A 15481-nucleotide genomic window follows, 5' to 3' on the forward strand; every position below is an offset into this window, starting at 1 on the left:
GGAAGCCTTTTTATTTGCGCCACAAATTCGGCGCGCGCGGGGTTGGAAGGAAGTTTGTTCGTTGGGCATTCACTCGCGGCTGTGGTTCGAGCCGTCAGGTCAGCCGATAAAATTCACCAGTCTCAATGCTCGTCAGCATTTTGCTGCAAGCGCCAAGCATTGGCCTTTAGTTACTTCCACAGGCTGCTGTACTTGGCGGCTATGCCGTCAGTACGTTCCACCAGTTTGTCCACCAGACCGTCCACATCTTCCACGCTCGCCGTGCCAAGATCCCGGGCCAGCAGGTAGCCAAGGTAACCACGGCCCTGCTTGAACACCCAGCATACCGAATACACGGAACCCACAGCGGGGCGACCAGCAAATTCAGGCTGCGTGCTCACCATGACGTAGAGCTTGGGGATGTCTTTTTCTTCATCATCATTGAGGGTGAACAGGCTGCTCTGGTTGAAGCGCTCCTTGAGCTTGGTGCCGAGGCGCGCGCCGATGCTGTCTGTGCCTTCCAGCGACACGCTGACCGTGGTCACGCGGTCAACGGTCTTTTCGGGCTTGTCCTGCACGGGTTTGCCTGCCTGTGGGGTAGCCGCATAGGCCGCGCCCGTGAGCGCCAGAATGCATATCAGGGTAAAAACGCCAAAAAAAATTTTCATGCCTATCCCTCAATTTCAGAATATACCCGCTGTCAGCGAATGCCGGGGCAAGGCCACCAGAACGCCCGCAGGAAACTGATTTGTTCTTGACCTTGATCCATTCTATATAATCTTTAGAAAAAGGTGAAGCGGGTATTTTTTCATGCGCAAGCGGGCAAAAATGTATATAGTCCGCGCCCTGACCCGGTTGGCCTTGCCTGCCGCCTTTTTAACGCGTTCAAGCCCATCGGGGTAATGACACCGATCAAAGGATTTTTTCATGAAGCACATTCTTTTATTGCTGGCTTTTGGGGCCGGTTGCTGCCTCCCTGTGCAGGCGGGAATAAACACCTTGTTGCGGCGCTTTCTGGGCGAACCCATGCAGGCCGCACTTGTTTCATTTGCCGTGGGCACGCTGGCGCTGTGGGTATACAGCCTGGCGGCACGGCATACATGGCCTTCCATTTCGCAGCTTTCCGCTGTTCCGTGGTGGATGTGGACAGGCGGCGTGCTTGGCGCAATTTTTGTGAGTTGCACCATCTTTCTTGCCCCCCGGCTGGGGGCTGCCACCATGACCGCCGTCATGCTGTCGGGCCAGCTGGTGGCCTCCGTGCTGCTTGACCATTATGCCCTCGTGGGCTTTCCCGAGCACCCTGTTTCGCCACTGCGCCTTGCGGGCATTGCCCTGCTTTTTGCGGGCGCATGGCTTGTGCGGGTGTTTTAACGCAAGGCGAATCCAGCACAGGGCTTTCACTGTGCGCGCCATCTTGAGCTGTGCCGCACTAAGGGCTACAGTGTCTGCAAATTGCCGCATCACAAGGAACATGCCATGCAAAGAACCCTTATAATAGACGCCCTCGCAGCGACCGAGGCTCAAGCCTCCATCACCATTTGCGGCTGGATCCGCACCCGCCGCGATGCCAAGGAATTTTCCTTTGTGGAGGTCAACGACGGCTCCTGCCTCGGCAACATGCAGTGCATTGTTGACGCGGGCACCACTGCCCACGAGCAGCTTGATCAGGCCGCCACGGGCGCCGCCATCAGCGTTACGGGTGAGCTTGTGGCCTCGCCCGGCAAGGGCCAGCTGTGGGAAATCAGGGCGCAGAGCGTTACTGTTTTCGGCCTGGCTGATCCCGAAACTTTTCCTTTGCAGAAAAAACGCCATTCTGACGAATTTTTGCGCACAATCGCGCACCTGCGTTCCCGCACCAACAAATACGGCGCTGCCTTCCGCATCCGTTCCGAAGCGGGCCAGGCTGTGCATCAGTTTTTCCAGAGCCGCCGTTTTTCATGGGTGCATACGCCGGTGCTCACCGGGGCGGACTGCGAAGGCGCGGGCGAAATGTTCCGCGTCACCAGCCTGGAACCCGGCGACAAGGATGTGGCCACCGATTTTTTTGGCCGCCAGTGCAACCTGACTGTTTCCGGCCAGCTTGAGGCCGAGGCCCTCGCCATGGGCCTTGGGCGCGTGTACACATTCGGCCCCACCTTCCGCGCCGAAAATTCCAATACGCCGCGCCACGCCGCCGAATTCTGGATGATCGAGCCGGAAATGGCCTTTGCCGACCTGCAAGACCTCATGGAACTGGGCGAAAGCCTTACCCGGCACGTGATCGAACACGCCCTCGTCCATTGCGAATCCGACCTCAAGCTCTTTGACAGTTTTGTGGACAAAGGCCTCATTGAGCGCCTCAAGGGCATGGTGGCTGCGCCCTTTGCCCGCGTTTCTTACACGGAAGCCGTGGAAATCCTGCAAAAATGCGGCAAGGACTTTGCCTTCCCTGTTTCATTCGGCACGGACCTTCAAACCGAGCACGAACGCTATCTGGCCGAAGAGCATTTTAAAAAGCCTGTGGCTGTGTATGATTACCCCAAGGAAATCAAGGCGTTCTATATGCGCCAGAACGAAGATGGCAAAACTGTTGCAGCCATGGATATGCTGGTGCCGCGCATCGGCGAACTCATCGGCGGCTCGCAGCGCGAGGAACGCCTTGACCGTCTGACCGCCAGAATCAAGGAACTCGGCCAGAATCCCGAAGATTACTGGTGGTACATGGATCTGCGCCGTTTCGGCACAGCGCCCCATGCCGGTTTTGGCCTTGGCTTCGAGCGTCTGCTCATGATGCTGACCGGCACCACCAACATCCGCGACGTCATTGCCTTCCCGCGTACTCCGGGCAATCTGGAATTCTAGAGCGCTTCCGGCAGCCTCCCTTTTGGCCAGCCTGTTGCGAAAGCGGCGGGCTGGTTTTTTCAATCCGCCAGCAGCACCAACCGCAAAAAGCGCAAAAAAGCCCGAGGCAGCGCCGTAGCAGGGCCGCCATGCCCTTCACATTTGCCTTTTTGCCGGGTATAGTACGCGCTCACCTTTTTGGAGGCATCGAGCCGCCGCCCATCGCCCAAGGAGAGCGAAATACCATGAGCAAGAAGCTGACTGTAGCCGTTGTAGGCGCCACAGGCGCCGTAGGCCGTGAAATGCTCAAGACCCTGCACGAAAGGGACTTTCCCGCCACTGAAATACGCGCCTTTGCGTCCGCCCGTTCCGCGGGCACCAAGGTGCCGTATGGCGACAAAGAGCTGACCGTGCAAGAGCTTAAAGAAGATGTCTTTGAGGGCATTGATTTGGCCATTTTTTCCGCCGGCGGCAGCACTTCGCAAAAATTTGCCCCGCATGCGGCCAAGGCTGGCTGCGTGGTGGTGGACAATTCCGCTGCATGGCGCATGGACGACCGCTGCCCCCTGGTGGTGCCGGAAGTCAACGCCCACGCTCTTGAGGGCCACAACGGCATCATTGCCAACCCCAACTGCTCCACCATCCAGATGCTGGTGGTGCTCAAGCCCCTGCACGACGCCGTCAAAATCAAGCGCGTTGTGGTTTCCACCTATCAGGCGGTTTCCGGCACCGGGCAGAAGGGTATTGAAGAACTGGAACGCCAGGTGCGCGACCTTTTCAACGGACGCGACCCGGAGTGCAATACCTATCCTTACCGCATTGCCTTCAACGCGCTGCCGCACATCGATGTCTTCCTTGATAACGACTACACCAAGGAAGAAATGAAGATGGTTCATGAAACCGTCAAAATATTTGAAGATCCTTCGGTCAAGGTTACGGCCACCTGTGTACGCGTGCCGGTGTTCTACTGCCACGCCGAATCGGTGAACATTGAAACCGAAAAGAAACTCACAGCCAAGGATGCCCGCGTCATGCTTTCGCAGGCTCCCGGCGTGCGCGTGGTCGATAATCCCCGCGAACTCATGTACCCCATGCCCTCCTACTGCGTGGGCGAGGATGAAACTTACGTGGGCCGCATCCGTGAGGACGAAACCATTGATAACGGCCTGAACCTCTGGATTGTGGCCGACAACGTGCGCAAGGGCGCAGCCCTCAACGCCGTGCAGATCGGCGAAGAACTGATCAAGCGCGACCTGTTGCGCGTGACCGACAAAAACGTGTTCCTGAAGTAATTGCCTGCGGGCGCGCGGGTTTCGCAGACCCGCGCGCCCACGCGCTTTGGAGGCCTTTGCGGTGCAAGCTGTAGATGCTGAAACATATCTCAAGGCCCTGCTTTCCGCACCCAGGCCAGGGTCGGAGCAGGTTCTCGCTTTTTATGACCACCGGGTGGGGCATATCTGCACCGACCCGCGTCTTCTGCTGTTGCCCCTTGATGACCATATCTGCCATCGCGGCGACGGCCTTTTTGAAAGCATCAGTTTTCGCCAGCGCACAATTTTTGGGCTGGACGCGCATCTGGCCCGTCTGGTGAACGGCGCTGCGGCTCTTTCCATCACGCCGCCCTGCACCTGGGATGCCCTGCGCCAGAGCATAATTGACGTAGCCCTTGCCGCAGGCGTGGACAATGGCGATCTGCGCGTTTTTCTGAGCCGCGGCCCCGGCGGATTCGGCATTTCGCCCGCCGAATGCCCTCAGGCTGGTTTGTATATTGTGGCCCTCAAAAAGGCTCTGCCCACGGCGGCCTTCTACGAAAAAGGGCTTACAGCCTTTGCCAGCGCCATCCCGCCCAAGCAGGAATATCTGGCCCGCATCAAAAATACCAACTATCTGCCCAATGTGTTCATGGCCATGGAAGCCCGCCAGAAGGGCATGGACGTGGCCGTGACCTTTGACGAAAACGGCATCATGGGCGAGGCGGCCGTGGCCAACGTGGGCCTTGTGGACGCGCAGGGTCGCCTGCTCTGCCCTGAAATCAGGCGCATTCTGCCCGGCACCACCCTGCTGGCCGCCATGGAAGTCGCCGCAGAACGCATGCCTGTCGTGCAGATGCCCATTCCCCGCGCAGCCATAGACAGCGCCAGTGAAATGCTGTTGTTCACCAGCTCCACCCTTTGCGTGGGCATCACCCATTTTGACGGCAAGCCCGTGGGCCATGGCGCGCATGCTGGCAAGCCCGGCCCTGTGGCCCTCTGGCTCAAGGATGTCCTTTTGGACTATATGCTGAAAAAAGGCGCGCCCCTCTGATGCGTGTTCTGCTTATTGCCCTGCAACAGACCACTGACGGCCCCGCCTCCCCCGAAGAGCAGCGCCACTGGACAGAAATGGGCGCGCCCATGCGCCTTGCCCGGTTGGAAGAAGACCACGCGCTGGCCCTGGCCTGCGCCATGCGTGACGGCGGCAGGCTGGCCCCCATGCTGCTGTGCCAGAAAAATTCACGCCTGCACCGCCGCGCCGCCGCGCTGAACCTGCCCATACTCACGGCAGGCGGACCAATGGATTTCCTGCGCCTGTGGCTCTGGCAGCGCAAGCACAAGCACCTTTTGGTGCAGACTTTTGGCGAAGGCGGCATGCCCCTTGGCCGCCGGGTGCTGACCATGCGTCCCCCGTCCTCCACCCTTTTGAGCCATGCATTCCTGCTGCGCGCGCCGCGCCCGGAAGTCTGCTTTGGCAAGGGAATGCTGGCAGCCCACAAAATACTCTGCGGCTCCACCTATGTACGCGACCGCATTGCCAAAGCCAGCGGCATCACCGAGGGCGAAACGGCGTGGCGCGGCCCCAAAAACCGCACGCTGCCCCTGACGGACGACACGCTCACGCTGGCCGCGCCGGGCATGAGCATTGAAGGTTTTGAACCTGCGCCCGAATGGCCCGCAGAACCCGCAGAGGATCAGCGTTTTGTTTTTTGCATGGGTGATGCCCTCACGCCCCGCTCGGGCGCGCATATTGTCATCCGGGCCATGGCCGCCATCTGGCAGCGGCGCGATTTACCCCCATGGGAAGTACGTGCCGCCGGGGGTGGCCCCCGCTTTCAGGAAGTGCTGGACGAGGCGGAATCACTGGGAGTGCAGTCGCGCTTGTGCCTGCTCAACGAGCAAAGCCTGCCGCACCTGCTGCGCACCTGCCATGCATGGATAGCACCCGGCTCCGCGCCGGACGAACTGCCGGAAACACTCGGGGCAGGGCTAGCGGCCCAAACGCCTGTCATCTGCGGGCAGAGCGCCCTGCACGACCAGCGGCTTGCCGCCGCCCCCGATGCCGCCTGCATGTTTGAAGAAAATAATCCGCAGTCGCTGGCTGAATGCATGATAAACGTCATGACCGATGCCGATCAGCGCCGCCGTATTGTGGAAGCGGGCAATGCATTACGGCCCGCTCTGAGCCATGAATCCTTTGCCCTTGCAACCTGCACCCGGCACGAAGGCTGGTGCAGCCAGCTTGGCTGGCTTGAAAAAAACCGCAAGCCGCAAGCCCCAGAGCAGTCATAAACAACCAGCGACCATCAGCGCGCCCCGCGCCAGTGGCGGCAGCATGCCGCCTGAACGTGGGATAATACCGCAAACACATACAGGAACCGTATGAAATGTAAAATCTGCAAAGCCGAGGCCGTGGTGGCCCTGCGCAGCCACAACGCTGCCTTTTGCCCCGACTGTTACAAGGATTTTTTTGCCCGTCAGGTGGAACGCGGCATTGAAGGCCAAAAGCTGTTTACCCGCGATGAACGGGTGCTGGTGGCCCTTTCTGGCGGCAAGGATTCGCTGGCGCTCATGCTTGAGCTCTCTCGCCAGGGTTACAACGTAACCGGCCTGCACATTGATCTGGACATTCCGGTTTCTTCCGCTGCGGCGCGCGGCGTGGTTGAACGCTTCTGCGCCAAGCACGGCCTCAAGCTGATGGTCAAGGAAATGGCCGCAGAAGGCCTGTCCATCCCGCTGGTCAAGGAAAGGCTGCACCGGCCCATCTGCTCGGCCTGCGGCAAGATCAAGCGTCATTTCTTCAACAAGGTCGCCCTGGACGAAGGCTTTGACGCTCTCGCCACCGGGCATAACCTGGACGATGAAGTGGCCCGCCTCTTCAGCAACACCCTGCGCTGGGATACCTCGTATCTTTCAGATCAGGGGCCACGGCTGGAGAGCGAACACGGCTTTTCGCGCAAGGTTAAACCCTTGTGGCGGCTCTCGGAATTTGAAACGGCCAACTACGCCTTTCTTATGGGCATAGAAAACCACTACGCGCCCTGCCCGTACAGCCCCGGCGCGAGCTTCACCACGCTCAAGGGGCTGATGCAGAATCTCGAGGCCGCCATGCCCGGCCGCAAGCTGGATTTCTATCAGGGTTTTCTCTCGCGCGGGCGGCCCGTCTTTGCCCGCCGCGAGGCGGAGGAAGGCCTGGAGCTGGCCCCGTGCACGGAATGCGGCTATCCCACATCCTCCGGCGACCGTTGCGGCGTGTGCCGCATCCGCTCCGCCCTGCTTGACGAGGGCTAGCGGGGACATCACATTGTGCAAAACGGCCCGGCATCTGCCGGGCCGTTTTGCACGTTTACTACGGTCTATTCTTCATATTTCCTGAAGACGAGCGAAGCGTTATGCCCCCCAAAACCAAAAGAGTTGGAGAGCGCATAACGAGTGGACGTCTGCTCGGCCTTGTTGCAGACGTGCGGAATATCGCACTCGCCATCGGGTGCATCCAGATTTATTGTCGGCGGCAACAGACCATGCCGCAAAGCCTCAAGGGTAATGATGGCTTCAATGCCGCCAGCCGCCCCAAACAGATGCCCTGTCATGGACTTAGTGGCGCTGACCTTTACCGTTTTAAGGCTGTCGCCAAAAACGCTCCTGATTGCTGCGGCTTCAGACCTGTCGCCTTCCTTTGTTCCTGTGGCGTGGGCATTGATATAGCCAATTTCTGCCACGGAAGCGCCAGACTGGCGGATGGCGATTTCCATGGCCCGCGCTCCGCCCTGAAAGTCTGGCGATGTGATATGCCCTGCATCGCACGTTGCACCATAACCAACCACCTCGCCAAGGATTGTTGCCTGACGGCGGCGGGCATGTTCCTCTTCTTCCAGCAGCAGCACAGCAGCACCCTCAGCCATGACAAAGCCGTCACGCCCGCTGTCAAAAGGACGGCTGGCCTGTTCCGGCATATCGTTGCGGGTTGAAAGAGCCTTCATGCTGGAAAAACCCGCCAGCAAAAACGGCTGAATGCCCGCATCACTCCCGCCCGCCAGCATGACATCCGCCTGACCGTACGCAATGCTTAAAAAAGCCTCGCCGATGGCATTGTTGGCCGTGGCGCAAGCGGATACAGGCGCATAGTTCGCCCCTTTGAAGCCCGTCCTGATGGCGATCACGCCCGAAGCCATGTTGACGATCATCATGGGAATCATAAATGGCGAAACCCGCCGTGCCCCCTTGTTCAGAAAGGCTTCATGATTTTTCATGATCGTTTCTATGCCGCCGATGCCAGAACCCACATAAACCCCGGCGCGTTCCGGATCCCAATCGGCGCCTTCCAGACCAGACATTTCAACTGCCTGCACGGCCGCAGCAACGGCAAACTGGATATATTTGTCGTATTTTTTTGCGTCCTTTGCACAAAAATATGTCTCTGCCGAAAATTCGTCCACCTTCCCGGCGATCCTCACAGGGGATTCAGCAAACGCAGAGTCGTCCATATACCTGATGCCGGATTTTCCGGAACTAATATTCTTCCACATGGTTTCAGAGTCGTTTCCTGAAGAAGATATGACCCCAAAGCCTGTTACAACTACTTTACGCATGGCATCTCCTGGCCTGTTAATTTATATGTATATACATGAATATTGATGTACCAAGCCCCGATATTCCCATGACTTGCAGTCTGCGCTAGGCGCCTTCCTTTTCTGCAATACGGGAAACCTTGAGCAACAGTCGCAGCAACTCCTGGACATCATCGTCCCCCAATTCTGAAATCATAAGCTGCTGCGCCTCTTCCCAATGAGGGTGGGCTTCTTTGAGGCTGTCTGTACCAATGGCCGTCAACTGCATGATCTTTTTGCGGGAATCAGCCGGTCCTGGGGCACTCGCAACAAGCCCCATTTTTTCCAGCTTCTCCACATTTCTGGTCACTGTTGTCTGGTCAATGCCCAAAACCCGGCCAATCTCCGTTATCGAAGGCTCCTCCAGACCAGCAATAGCCCGCAGCAAACCATACTGGGTCATACGCATTCCCTTGCGCGCCAGATATTTGCCGTAAAGCTGATTGAGTTGCCGATCCGCCTTTCGGATTTGGAGAAAGAGACAAGGCAGCTGCATGGGTACTCCGCATTTTCATGTATATACATATATTATTCGATGCCCAGCGCATGTCAATACCGGAAAGGCGCTTGACTTCACCACAACTTGAAAATAGATTTCAATTCCATTCAAATTGAGCCACCCCGGCTGTTCCGGTGCGGCGATGACAGGAGCGCACAGCATGCCGGAACCCTTTTCCGCAGCCGTCGGGGTGCGAGGCGGCAATGGCCGCACACTCATCGGCGGCCTTGCCTATTCGCTGCGGCTTGCCATTGCGGGCAATCCCAACTGCGGCAAGACCACAGTTTTCAATGCCCTCACAGGCGCGCACCAGCATGTGGGCAACTATAGTGGCGTGACTGTTGAAAAAAAAGAGGGCTTTATCCGTCACGAAGGGCAGGAGATCATACTTGTGGATCTGCCCGGCGCGTATTCGCTTTCCGCCTATTCGCAGGAAGAGGTGGTCGCGCGCAATGTGCTGCTGGGCGGCGCGGTGCAGGCGGTCATCAACGTTGTGGACGCTGGCATTCTGGAGCGCGGGCTGTTGCTCACGACCCAGTTGCGCGAGATGGGCCTGCCTGTGGTCATTGCCTGCAACATGATGGACGAGGCGCGGGCGGCTGGCATCAGCATTGATTTTTTGCGCCTGTCGGAACTCATGGGAGCCGTCGCCGTGCCCACGGTCGGGCCCTCGGGCAATGGCCTGCGCGAGGCCCTTTCTGCGGCGCGTCAGGTTGCCCTTGATGCAGAAAACAGTAGCCAGCAGCCAGGCATCCCCACAGCTTCGCCCAGCGAAATCCACGGGTCTGCCCTGCACATAAGCTACGGCCCCCTGCTCGACCCCATACTGGAAACCATGGAAAAACGCATTGCGGAAAGCCAGGGCATGGCATCCTCGCCCTATGCCCACTGTGCGCCGCGCTGGCTGGCCCTGAGCCTGCTCCAGGATGATGCGGAAGCCGTGGCAGCCTTGCTGGCGGCGGATGCAGACCTTGCGGCCGACATGGCCCAGGTTTGCCGCTTTGTGCAGGAAGAACTGGGCAGCATTGGCCGCGATGCGGAAGGCTTGATAGCCGACGGGCACAGCGCTTTTGTGCGCAAAATTGCCGCCGCCTGCGTTGTTAAAACCGGCAAGCGCCACCGCCTCAGCCTCTCGGACAGGCTCGATCGCATACTGGCCCACGCAGTGTGGGGCGCGCTGATCATGCTTGGTGTACTCTACGCCATGTTTCAGATCACCATTGTCCTTGGTTCCTACCCGCAGGGCTGGCTGGAGGGCGCGTTCGGCGCGCTGGCTGGCGCGGTGCGGGGCACACTGCCCGAAGGCCTGCTCTCTTCCCTGCTGGTTGACGGCGTGATCGCGGGCGTTGGCGGAGTGCTCAGTTTTGTGCCGCTGGTGCTCATCATGTTTGCGCTCATCGCCTTTGTGGAAGACAGCGGCTACATGGCGCGCATGGCCTATATTGCCGACCGCGTGTTCCAGTTTTTCGGCCTGCACGGCGCTTCGGTGATGCCCTATATCATTTCCGGCGGCATTGCAGGGGGCTGCGCCATCCCCGGCGTCATGGCTACCCGCACCATGCGCAGCCCCAAGGAAAAACTGGCCACCATGCTCACCCTGCCCTACATGGCCTGCGGGGCCAAATTGCCCGTGTATCTGCTGCTGGTGGGCACGTTTTTTCCGCACAGTGCCGCCAACATGATGTTTGCCATCATCATGCTCTCGTGGGTGCTGGCCTTTTGCGTGGCTCTGCTGCTGCGCAGAACCGTCTTGCGCGGCGAAGCGACTCCTCTGGTCATGGAAATGCCGCCCTACCGCATGCCCACCGTGCGCGGCATCTGCATCCATTGCTGGGAGCGCACCTGGATGTACCTCAAAAAGGCGGGCACGGTGCTTGTGCCGCTGTCTATGCTGATCTGGGCGGCCATGACCTTTCCGGCTCTTGATCCGCAAACGGCCCTGCCTTTTGAAAACGAAATCGCCCGCCTGAACGCTGGCCTTGAACGCGAAGACCTGCCTGCGGGAGCACGCGCCAGTCAGGAAGAAGCCCTTGCAAAAGTGCAGGAAGAACTGGATGCCGAACGCCTGCGCCACACCCTTGCCGGAAGCCTTGGCACATGGCTTGAAGGCGCAACGTCCTACGCGGGTTTCAGCTGGCGCACCGATGTAGCCCTTATCGGCGGCATTGCCGCCAAGGAGGCCATCATTTCCACACTGGGCACGGCATACGCCCTTGGGGAGCAAGACCCGGAAGACCCCGCCTCTCTGGCGGAACTGCTGCGCGCCGACCCCACGTGGAATCAGGGCACGGCCCTGGCTCTGCTTGTTTTTGTCATGCTCTACGCCCCCTGCTTTGTCACTCTGGTTGTCATCCGGCAGGAGTCGGGAAGCTGGAAGTGGGTGGCCTTCAGCATTGCCTTCAATACGCTGCTGGCCTTCGGCATGGCTGTGGGCGTGTATCAGACGTACCGCTTTTTCTGGATGAACGCATGATGATTAAACGTACAGAAAGCGCGCCCGGTATGGGCATACGCGCATATATTGCCTTGGGCCTGACGGTGATGGCCCTGCTTTTTACCGCCAGCTTTTTCTATTTTATGAGCATGGCGAGGGAGGTCAGCGTGTCCGGCACCCGAACCTACGGGCTTTTCATGACCCTGGCCGAGAGCGACAAACTGACCGACAGCCGCAACATGGCGCGCCTGCGAGGCGCAGAATCCGCACTGGCTGCCTTGCCCTCACTGACCGCGAAGCCAGCGGAGCCGGAGGCCAGCGCCGCGCTGGCGGAGCTTTCCGCCGCCATAGCGGAACTGGCAACGGCACAGCCAGTAACTGACGACATGCTGCTGCAACTGCGCCGCACGGCTACGCTGGCGCACGAATTTGAAAACCGCCTGCTCATGGGCTTTCTGCTGCTGGGCGCGGGGCTGGTCCTGCTCTTTGCCCTGCTGCGCCTGCACCTTGCGCGCCCACTGCAAAGCATCATGGTCTTTCTCAACCAGTTGGGCACAGGCTCTGCCAGCCAGCCGCCCAAACACAGCTTTATCACCGAACTACGCAACATATCCGCAGCGCTTGAAAATCTGGGCACCTACCTGTCGCTCGCCACAGTACGCTCGCAAAAACTTGCCTCGGAGCACGACCACTTTCAGAAAATGTCGCTGGTGGACGGCCTCACTGGCGTGGGCAACCGCCGCGCCTTTGACGACAAGCTGCATTCCCTGTGGCTGTATGCTCTGCAAAGCGGCACGCCGCTGGCGCTTATCATGCTGGATGTGGATACCTTCAAGCGCTACAATGACAGTCTTGGCCATCAGGCCGGGGATGAATGCCTGCGCCGCATTGCCGCCGCCATGAGCCGGGCGGCACGCTCCACGGATGTTTGCGCGCGCTACGGCGGGGAGGAGTTTGCCTTGCTGCTGCCCGGTGCGGACGCCGCAACGGCGCAGGCCGTGGCTGCCCGCGTACATGCGGAGGTGGCGCGCGAGCGGATGCCCCACCCCAGTTCGCCAGTGGGCGACATGGTGACGGTCAGTTTGGGAGTGAGCAGCCTCACGCCGTTGGAGGAACAAAAAGAAGGAGGCCAGATGCTTGTGCGGCAGACAGATTCCGCCCTGTATGCAGCCAAGGCCGCAGGCCGCAACCGCACCTGCGTTTATGGGCAGACGTCATAAATATCCAAAAGAACCTTTCTTGGCATACAAAAAGCCGCCCGGATTCAATCCGTGCGGCTTTTATTCACTGCTCTGACAGAAAGTATAACTTACTTCACCGTTACAACCGTTGAAGCCGCAATAGTTTCCGCCGTCAGTTCCTGGCCCAGACCGGGCAGTTCTGGCACAGAGTACATACCCCTTTCAGGCATGTAGTTGTGCACGCAGGTTCTGGTATTGGGCTCAAGTAGAGCGTAGCGGTGCAGCTCATGGATCATGAAGTTGGGAATAGCCGCCTCAATGTGCAGGGCCGCAGCGGTCGAGATGGGGCCGCCGCACACGTGAATCTGCACGGTCGCATCATAGACGTGGGCCATGTCGCAAATTTTCTTTACTTCAGTGAGGCCACCGCATGTGCAGATATCGGGCTGGATGACGCTCAGCGAACCCTCTTCAAGGAAGGGACGGTAACCCCAGCGCCAGTAAATGCGCTCGCCAGCAGCGATGGGAATCGGCACATTGTCCGCAACCTTCTTCATCTGCTTGGGGTTCAGAGGCATGACGGGTTCTTCGTAGTACAGCACGCCAAGCTCCGCGATCATGCGGCCAAACTGGATAGCCGCAGTGGTGGACGTAAAGGAGTGCATTTCAACAATGATATCCATATCCGGCCCAACCGCCTTACGCATGGCTGCAAGACGGTCATAGCCCCTGCGCAGTATCTTGTCGGGCAGCACGCCTGACAGATCCTGTTGGTTCCAGTTGCCCTGCCCGTCCATGGCGAGTACGTCCACCTTAAGGGCATCATAGCCTTCTTCCTGGGCTATAAGCGCAGTTTCGGCATAGGCCTGGGGATCAACAAGCATGGCTTTGTCCTGCCCTGCCCCCCAGCCAAACTGCAACTGGCTGGCATAAGCGCGTATCTTGCTGCGAGTCTTACCGCCAAGCAGCTGATACAGGGGGACGCCAAGCACCTTACCCTTGATGTCCCACATGGCAAGGTCAAGGCCGCTCATGGCAGCGGAAAAAATACCGCCGCCGCCTTGTCCCCAAAATGTCTTGCGCAGCATCTTTTCCCAGATTGCTTCGTTGCACATGGGATCCATGCCAATGAGTATCTGGGCCAGATCTTTCGCCATGCCAAGCCCGCCGGAAGCGCCCACGCCGTATGCAAGGCCCACTTCGCCAAAACCGCTGATGCCTTCATCCGTATTAACTTTCACAACAACAGGGCGCCATTTGCTCGTAGCGGAACTGAAGTCATTGGCCACATCAATAATATCAATGCTCGTAATCTTCATCATTATTCTCCTGTGAACTGTGCCGCTAATAACGCTTGACCGCAAGAATACCCGCCGCGATGGTCGCCGCCGCCCCTGTGAACACAAGGCAAAGCAGCCCGCTGCTGTACTGGCCGGTAGTGCTTATGAAAAATCCGATCATGGCGGGCGCAAGCGATGCAAGCCCGTTGGCAAGGCCATTCATTATGCCTGACGCCGTGGACATGGACGAGCCGGGAATCAGCCCCTGCAGCAACGTCCAGGCCACCGGCGTTCCCATGGTGCAGAATGCCACAGCCAGAGACAGCAACACAGCCGAGAGGTATTTCTGCTCGGCGACTGCCCCCAGATAAACGCAACAACCGGCAAAGAACATGGCTGCCATAAGAATTGGCGCGCTTCTGCCTATCTTGTCCGTCAAAAATCCGCACGACACCTTAAAAATAATGGAAAGCACAAAAGGCAAGGACGCCAGCCAGCCCATTTCGCTCCAGCTGAACCCTCTGGCTGTTTTAAGGTAGCTCGGCAACCAGGTTATCAGGCCCCAGTACATGCATTGGAGGCACAAGTACCAAAAAACCAAAAGCCAGTACCGGTAATTGCCGATGAATCCCTTGAGACGCTGCCCCAAGGGCAACGCAACTTCCTTGGAAGCCGTAACTTCCTGCCCTGCTTCAATATGGGCCAGTTCTGCATTGTTGATGCTTTTATGCTGCCTCGGGGTATCCGCCGTATGCCGCCACAGCAGGTACAAAGGGATCAAGCCCACCACGAGGCAGAAATGGAAGTTGGCCCTCCAGCCGTAGTTTCCAATAAGATAAGCAAAAAACGGCATTGCCAGAGCTGGTGCGACAGATTGCCCGACAACCCAGGCGGCGTTGGCCCGCCCGCGTTCATGCTTGGGGAACCAGTTTTTTACAAAAACGCTTTGCAGCGGGTAGTACATGCCCTCGCCAACACCAAGTATGATCCGGCTGGCGATGATGATCGCAAACGTAGAGGCAACGCCGCCCAGGAACAGAGAGGCCGTCCAAAGGCCGATGCAGAGCATCATGGATTTGCGCGGCCCCAGGTAGTCGCCTATGGGAGCCAGCAGCACGTTTGCGACGCCATAGGCCGCAAGAAATACGGACATCATCATGCCGATCTGAACGGGTGCGCCTTTGATGCCCATTTCAATAAGAAAAGGATCGTTGGCGGCCAAGACCGAGACGTTAACGCGGTCAAGGTATGCTATGAATATCCCGATGAACAGACAGAATACAACGATGAACCGCTTTTTTGTCGGTTCTTCGCCCACATCTTTTACTGCATTTGCAGGGGAAATAACGCTTTCACTCATATACTCTCCCTTTGGCGATTTCTCTATGAGCAGCCAATGCGCTTTTGCTGTAATCATATTGCGCCGTT

The 15481-nt window shown here is 58.5% G+C and carries 13 protein-coding genes; 8 read left to right on the top strand and 5 right to left on the bottom strand.

Features of this window, described 5'->3' with window-relative positions; translation table 11 throughout:
- Window positions 1–170: 170 nt before the first annotated feature.
- A complete protein-coding gene (locus QZ383_RS13150; RefSeq protein WP_291446076.1) occupies window positions 171–647 on the bottom strand; it encodes a hypothetical protein in 477 nt (158 codons plus the stop codon).
- 259 nt (window positions 648–906) lie between these two features.
- On the opposite strand from QZ383_RS13150, the gene QZ383_RS13155 reads away from it, so the two are divergent.
- From QZ383_RS13155 to QZ383_RS13180, 6 genes are all read left to right on the top strand, one after another.
- Window positions 907–1350, top strand: coding sequence for a DMT family transporter (locus QZ383_RS13155; protein ID WP_192112617.1), 444 nt, complete (start codon window positions 907–909; stop codon window positions 1348–1350).
- Between the two features lie 105 nt (window positions 1351–1455).
- Complete coding sequence (gene asnS / locus QZ383_RS13160; RefSeq protein ID WP_291446078.1) at window positions 1456–2820, top strand: asparagine--tRNA ligase; 1365 nt, start codon at window positions 1456–1458, stop codon at window positions 2818–2820.
- A 224-nt stretch (window positions 2821–3044) separates the two neighbouring features.
- A complete protein-coding gene (locus QZ383_RS13165) occupies window positions 3045–4091 on the top strand; it encodes an aspartate-semialdehyde dehydrogenase (protein WP_291446080.1) in 1047 nt (348 codons plus the stop codon).
- A 61-nt stretch (window positions 4092–4152) separates the two neighbouring features.
- On the top strand, window positions 4153–5103 hold the full coding sequence (locus tag QZ383_RS13170) for an aminotransferase class IV (protein ID WP_291446083.1): 951 nt from the start codon (window positions 4153–4155) through the stop codon (window positions 5101–5103).
- The gene (locus tag QZ383_RS13175) at window positions 5103–6344 is read left to right on the top strand and encodes a glycosyltransferase (protein WP_291446084.1); all 1242 of its coding nucleotides are present in this window, start codon (window positions 5103–5105) and stop codon (window positions 6342–6344) included. Before QZ383_RS13170 ends, QZ383_RS13175 begins: the two co-directional genes overlap by 1 nt.
- A gap of 90 nt (window positions 6345–6434) precedes the next feature.
- Window positions 6435–7343 (top strand): ATP-binding protein, encoded by a 909-nt coding sequence (locus tag QZ383_RS13180; protein WP_291446086.1) that lies wholly within the window; start codon window positions 6435–6437, stop codon window positions 7341–7343.
- Window positions 7344–7408: 65 nt separating this feature from the next.
- Here the strand turns inward: QZ383_RS13180 and fabF are convergent, their stop codons facing one another.
- Together fabF and QZ383_RS13190 are read right to left on the bottom strand one after the other, a co-directional pair.
- On the bottom strand, window positions 7409–8641 hold the full coding sequence (gene fabF / locus QZ383_RS13185; RefSeq protein ID WP_291446088.1) for a beta-ketoacyl-ACP synthase II: 1233 nt from the start codon (window positions 8639–8641) through the stop codon (window positions 7409–7411).
- 85 nt (window positions 8642–8726) lie between these two features.
- Window positions 8727–9155, bottom strand: a complete 429-nt coding sequence (locus QZ383_RS13190) for a MarR family winged helix-turn-helix transcriptional regulator (protein WP_291446090.1) — start codon at window positions 9153–9155, stop codon at window positions 8727–8729.
- Between the two features lie 163 nt (window positions 9156–9318).
- Here QZ383_RS13190 and feoB point away from each other — a divergent pair, with 163 nt between their 5' ends.
- On the top strand, window positions 9319–11631 hold the full coding sequence (gene feoB, locus QZ383_RS13195) for a ferrous iron transport protein B (RefSeq protein WP_291446091.1): 2313 nt from the start codon (window positions 9319–9321) through the stop codon (window positions 11629–11631).
- On the top strand, window positions 11628–12812 hold the full coding sequence (locus tag QZ383_RS13200) for a diguanylate cyclase (protein WP_291446093.1): 1185 nt from the start codon (window positions 11628–11630) through the stop codon (window positions 12810–12812). The genes feoB and QZ383_RS13200 overlap by 4 nt, the downstream gene beginning before the upstream one ends.
- 89 nt (window positions 12813–12901) lie before the next feature.
- On the opposite strand, the gene QZ383_RS13205 is transcribed toward QZ383_RS13200, so the two are convergent.
- A complete protein-coding gene (locus tag QZ383_RS13205) occupies window positions 12902–14095 on the bottom strand; it encodes a mandelate racemase/muconate lactonizing enzyme family protein (protein ID WP_291446095.1) in 1194 nt (397 codons plus the stop codon).
- Between the two features lie 22 nt (window positions 14096–14117).
- Window positions 14118–15413 carry an MFS transporter gene (locus tag QZ383_RS13210; RefSeq protein ID WP_291446097.1) on the bottom strand — a complete coding sequence of 432 codons (1296 nt, stop codon included), beginning with the start codon at window positions 15411–15413 and terminating at the stop codon, window positions 14118–14120.
- Window positions 15414–15481: the final 68 nt, after the last annotated feature.

Source organism: Desulfovibrio sp., from assembly GCF_019422935.1.
GTDB lineage: Bacteria > Desulfobacterota > Desulfovibrionia > Desulfovibrionales > Desulfovibrionaceae > Desulfovibrio.

Excerpts from the sequence above, each read along its gene's own strand:
- QZ383_RS13150 (WP_291446076.1), bottom strand. The coding sequence starts at position 647 with ATGAAAATTTTTTTTGGCGTTTTTACCCTGATATGCATTCTGGCGCTC.
- QZ383_RS13155 (WP_192112617.1), top strand. The coding sequence starts at position 907 with ATGAAGCACATTCTTTTATTGCTGGCTTTTGGGGCCGGTTGCTGCCTC.
- asnS (WP_291446078.1), top strand. The coding sequence starts at position 1,456 with ATGCAAAGAACCCTTATAATAGACGCCCTCGCAGCGACCGAGGCTCAA.
- QZ383_RS13165 (WP_291446080.1), top strand. The coding sequence starts at position 3,045 with ATGAGCAAGAAGCTGACTGTAGCCGTTGTAGGCGCCACAGGCGCCGTA.
- QZ383_RS13175 (WP_291446084.1), top strand. The coding sequence starts at position 5,103 with ATGCGTGTTCTGCTTATTGCCCTGCAACAGACCACTGACGGCCCCGCC.
- QZ383_RS13180 (WP_291446086.1), top strand. The coding sequence starts at position 6,435 with ATGAAATGTAAAATCTGCAAAGCCGAGGCCGTGGTGGCCCTGCGCAGC.
- fabF (WP_291446088.1), bottom strand. The coding sequence starts at position 8,641 with ATGCGTAAAGTAGTTGTAACAGGCTTTGGGGTCATATCTTCTTCAGGA.
- QZ383_RS13190 (WP_291446090.1), bottom strand. The coding sequence starts at position 9,155 with ATGCAGCTGCCTTGTCTCTTTCTCCAAATCCGAAAGGCGGATCGGCAA.
- feoB (WP_291446091.1), top strand. The coding sequence starts at position 9,319 with ATGCCGGAACCCTTTTCCGCAGCCGTCGGGGTGCGAGGCGGCAATGGC.
- QZ383_RS13200 (WP_291446093.1), top strand. The coding sequence starts at position 11,628 with ATGATGATTAAACGTACAGAAAGCGCGCCCGGTATGGGCATACGCGCA.
- QZ383_RS13205 (WP_291446095.1), bottom strand. The coding sequence starts at position 14,095 with ATGATGAAGATTACGAGCATTGATATTATTGATGTGGCCAATGACTTC.
- QZ383_RS13210 (WP_291446097.1), bottom strand. The coding sequence starts at position 15,413 with ATGAGTGAAAGCGTTATTTCCCCTGCAAATGCAGTAAAAGATGTGGGC.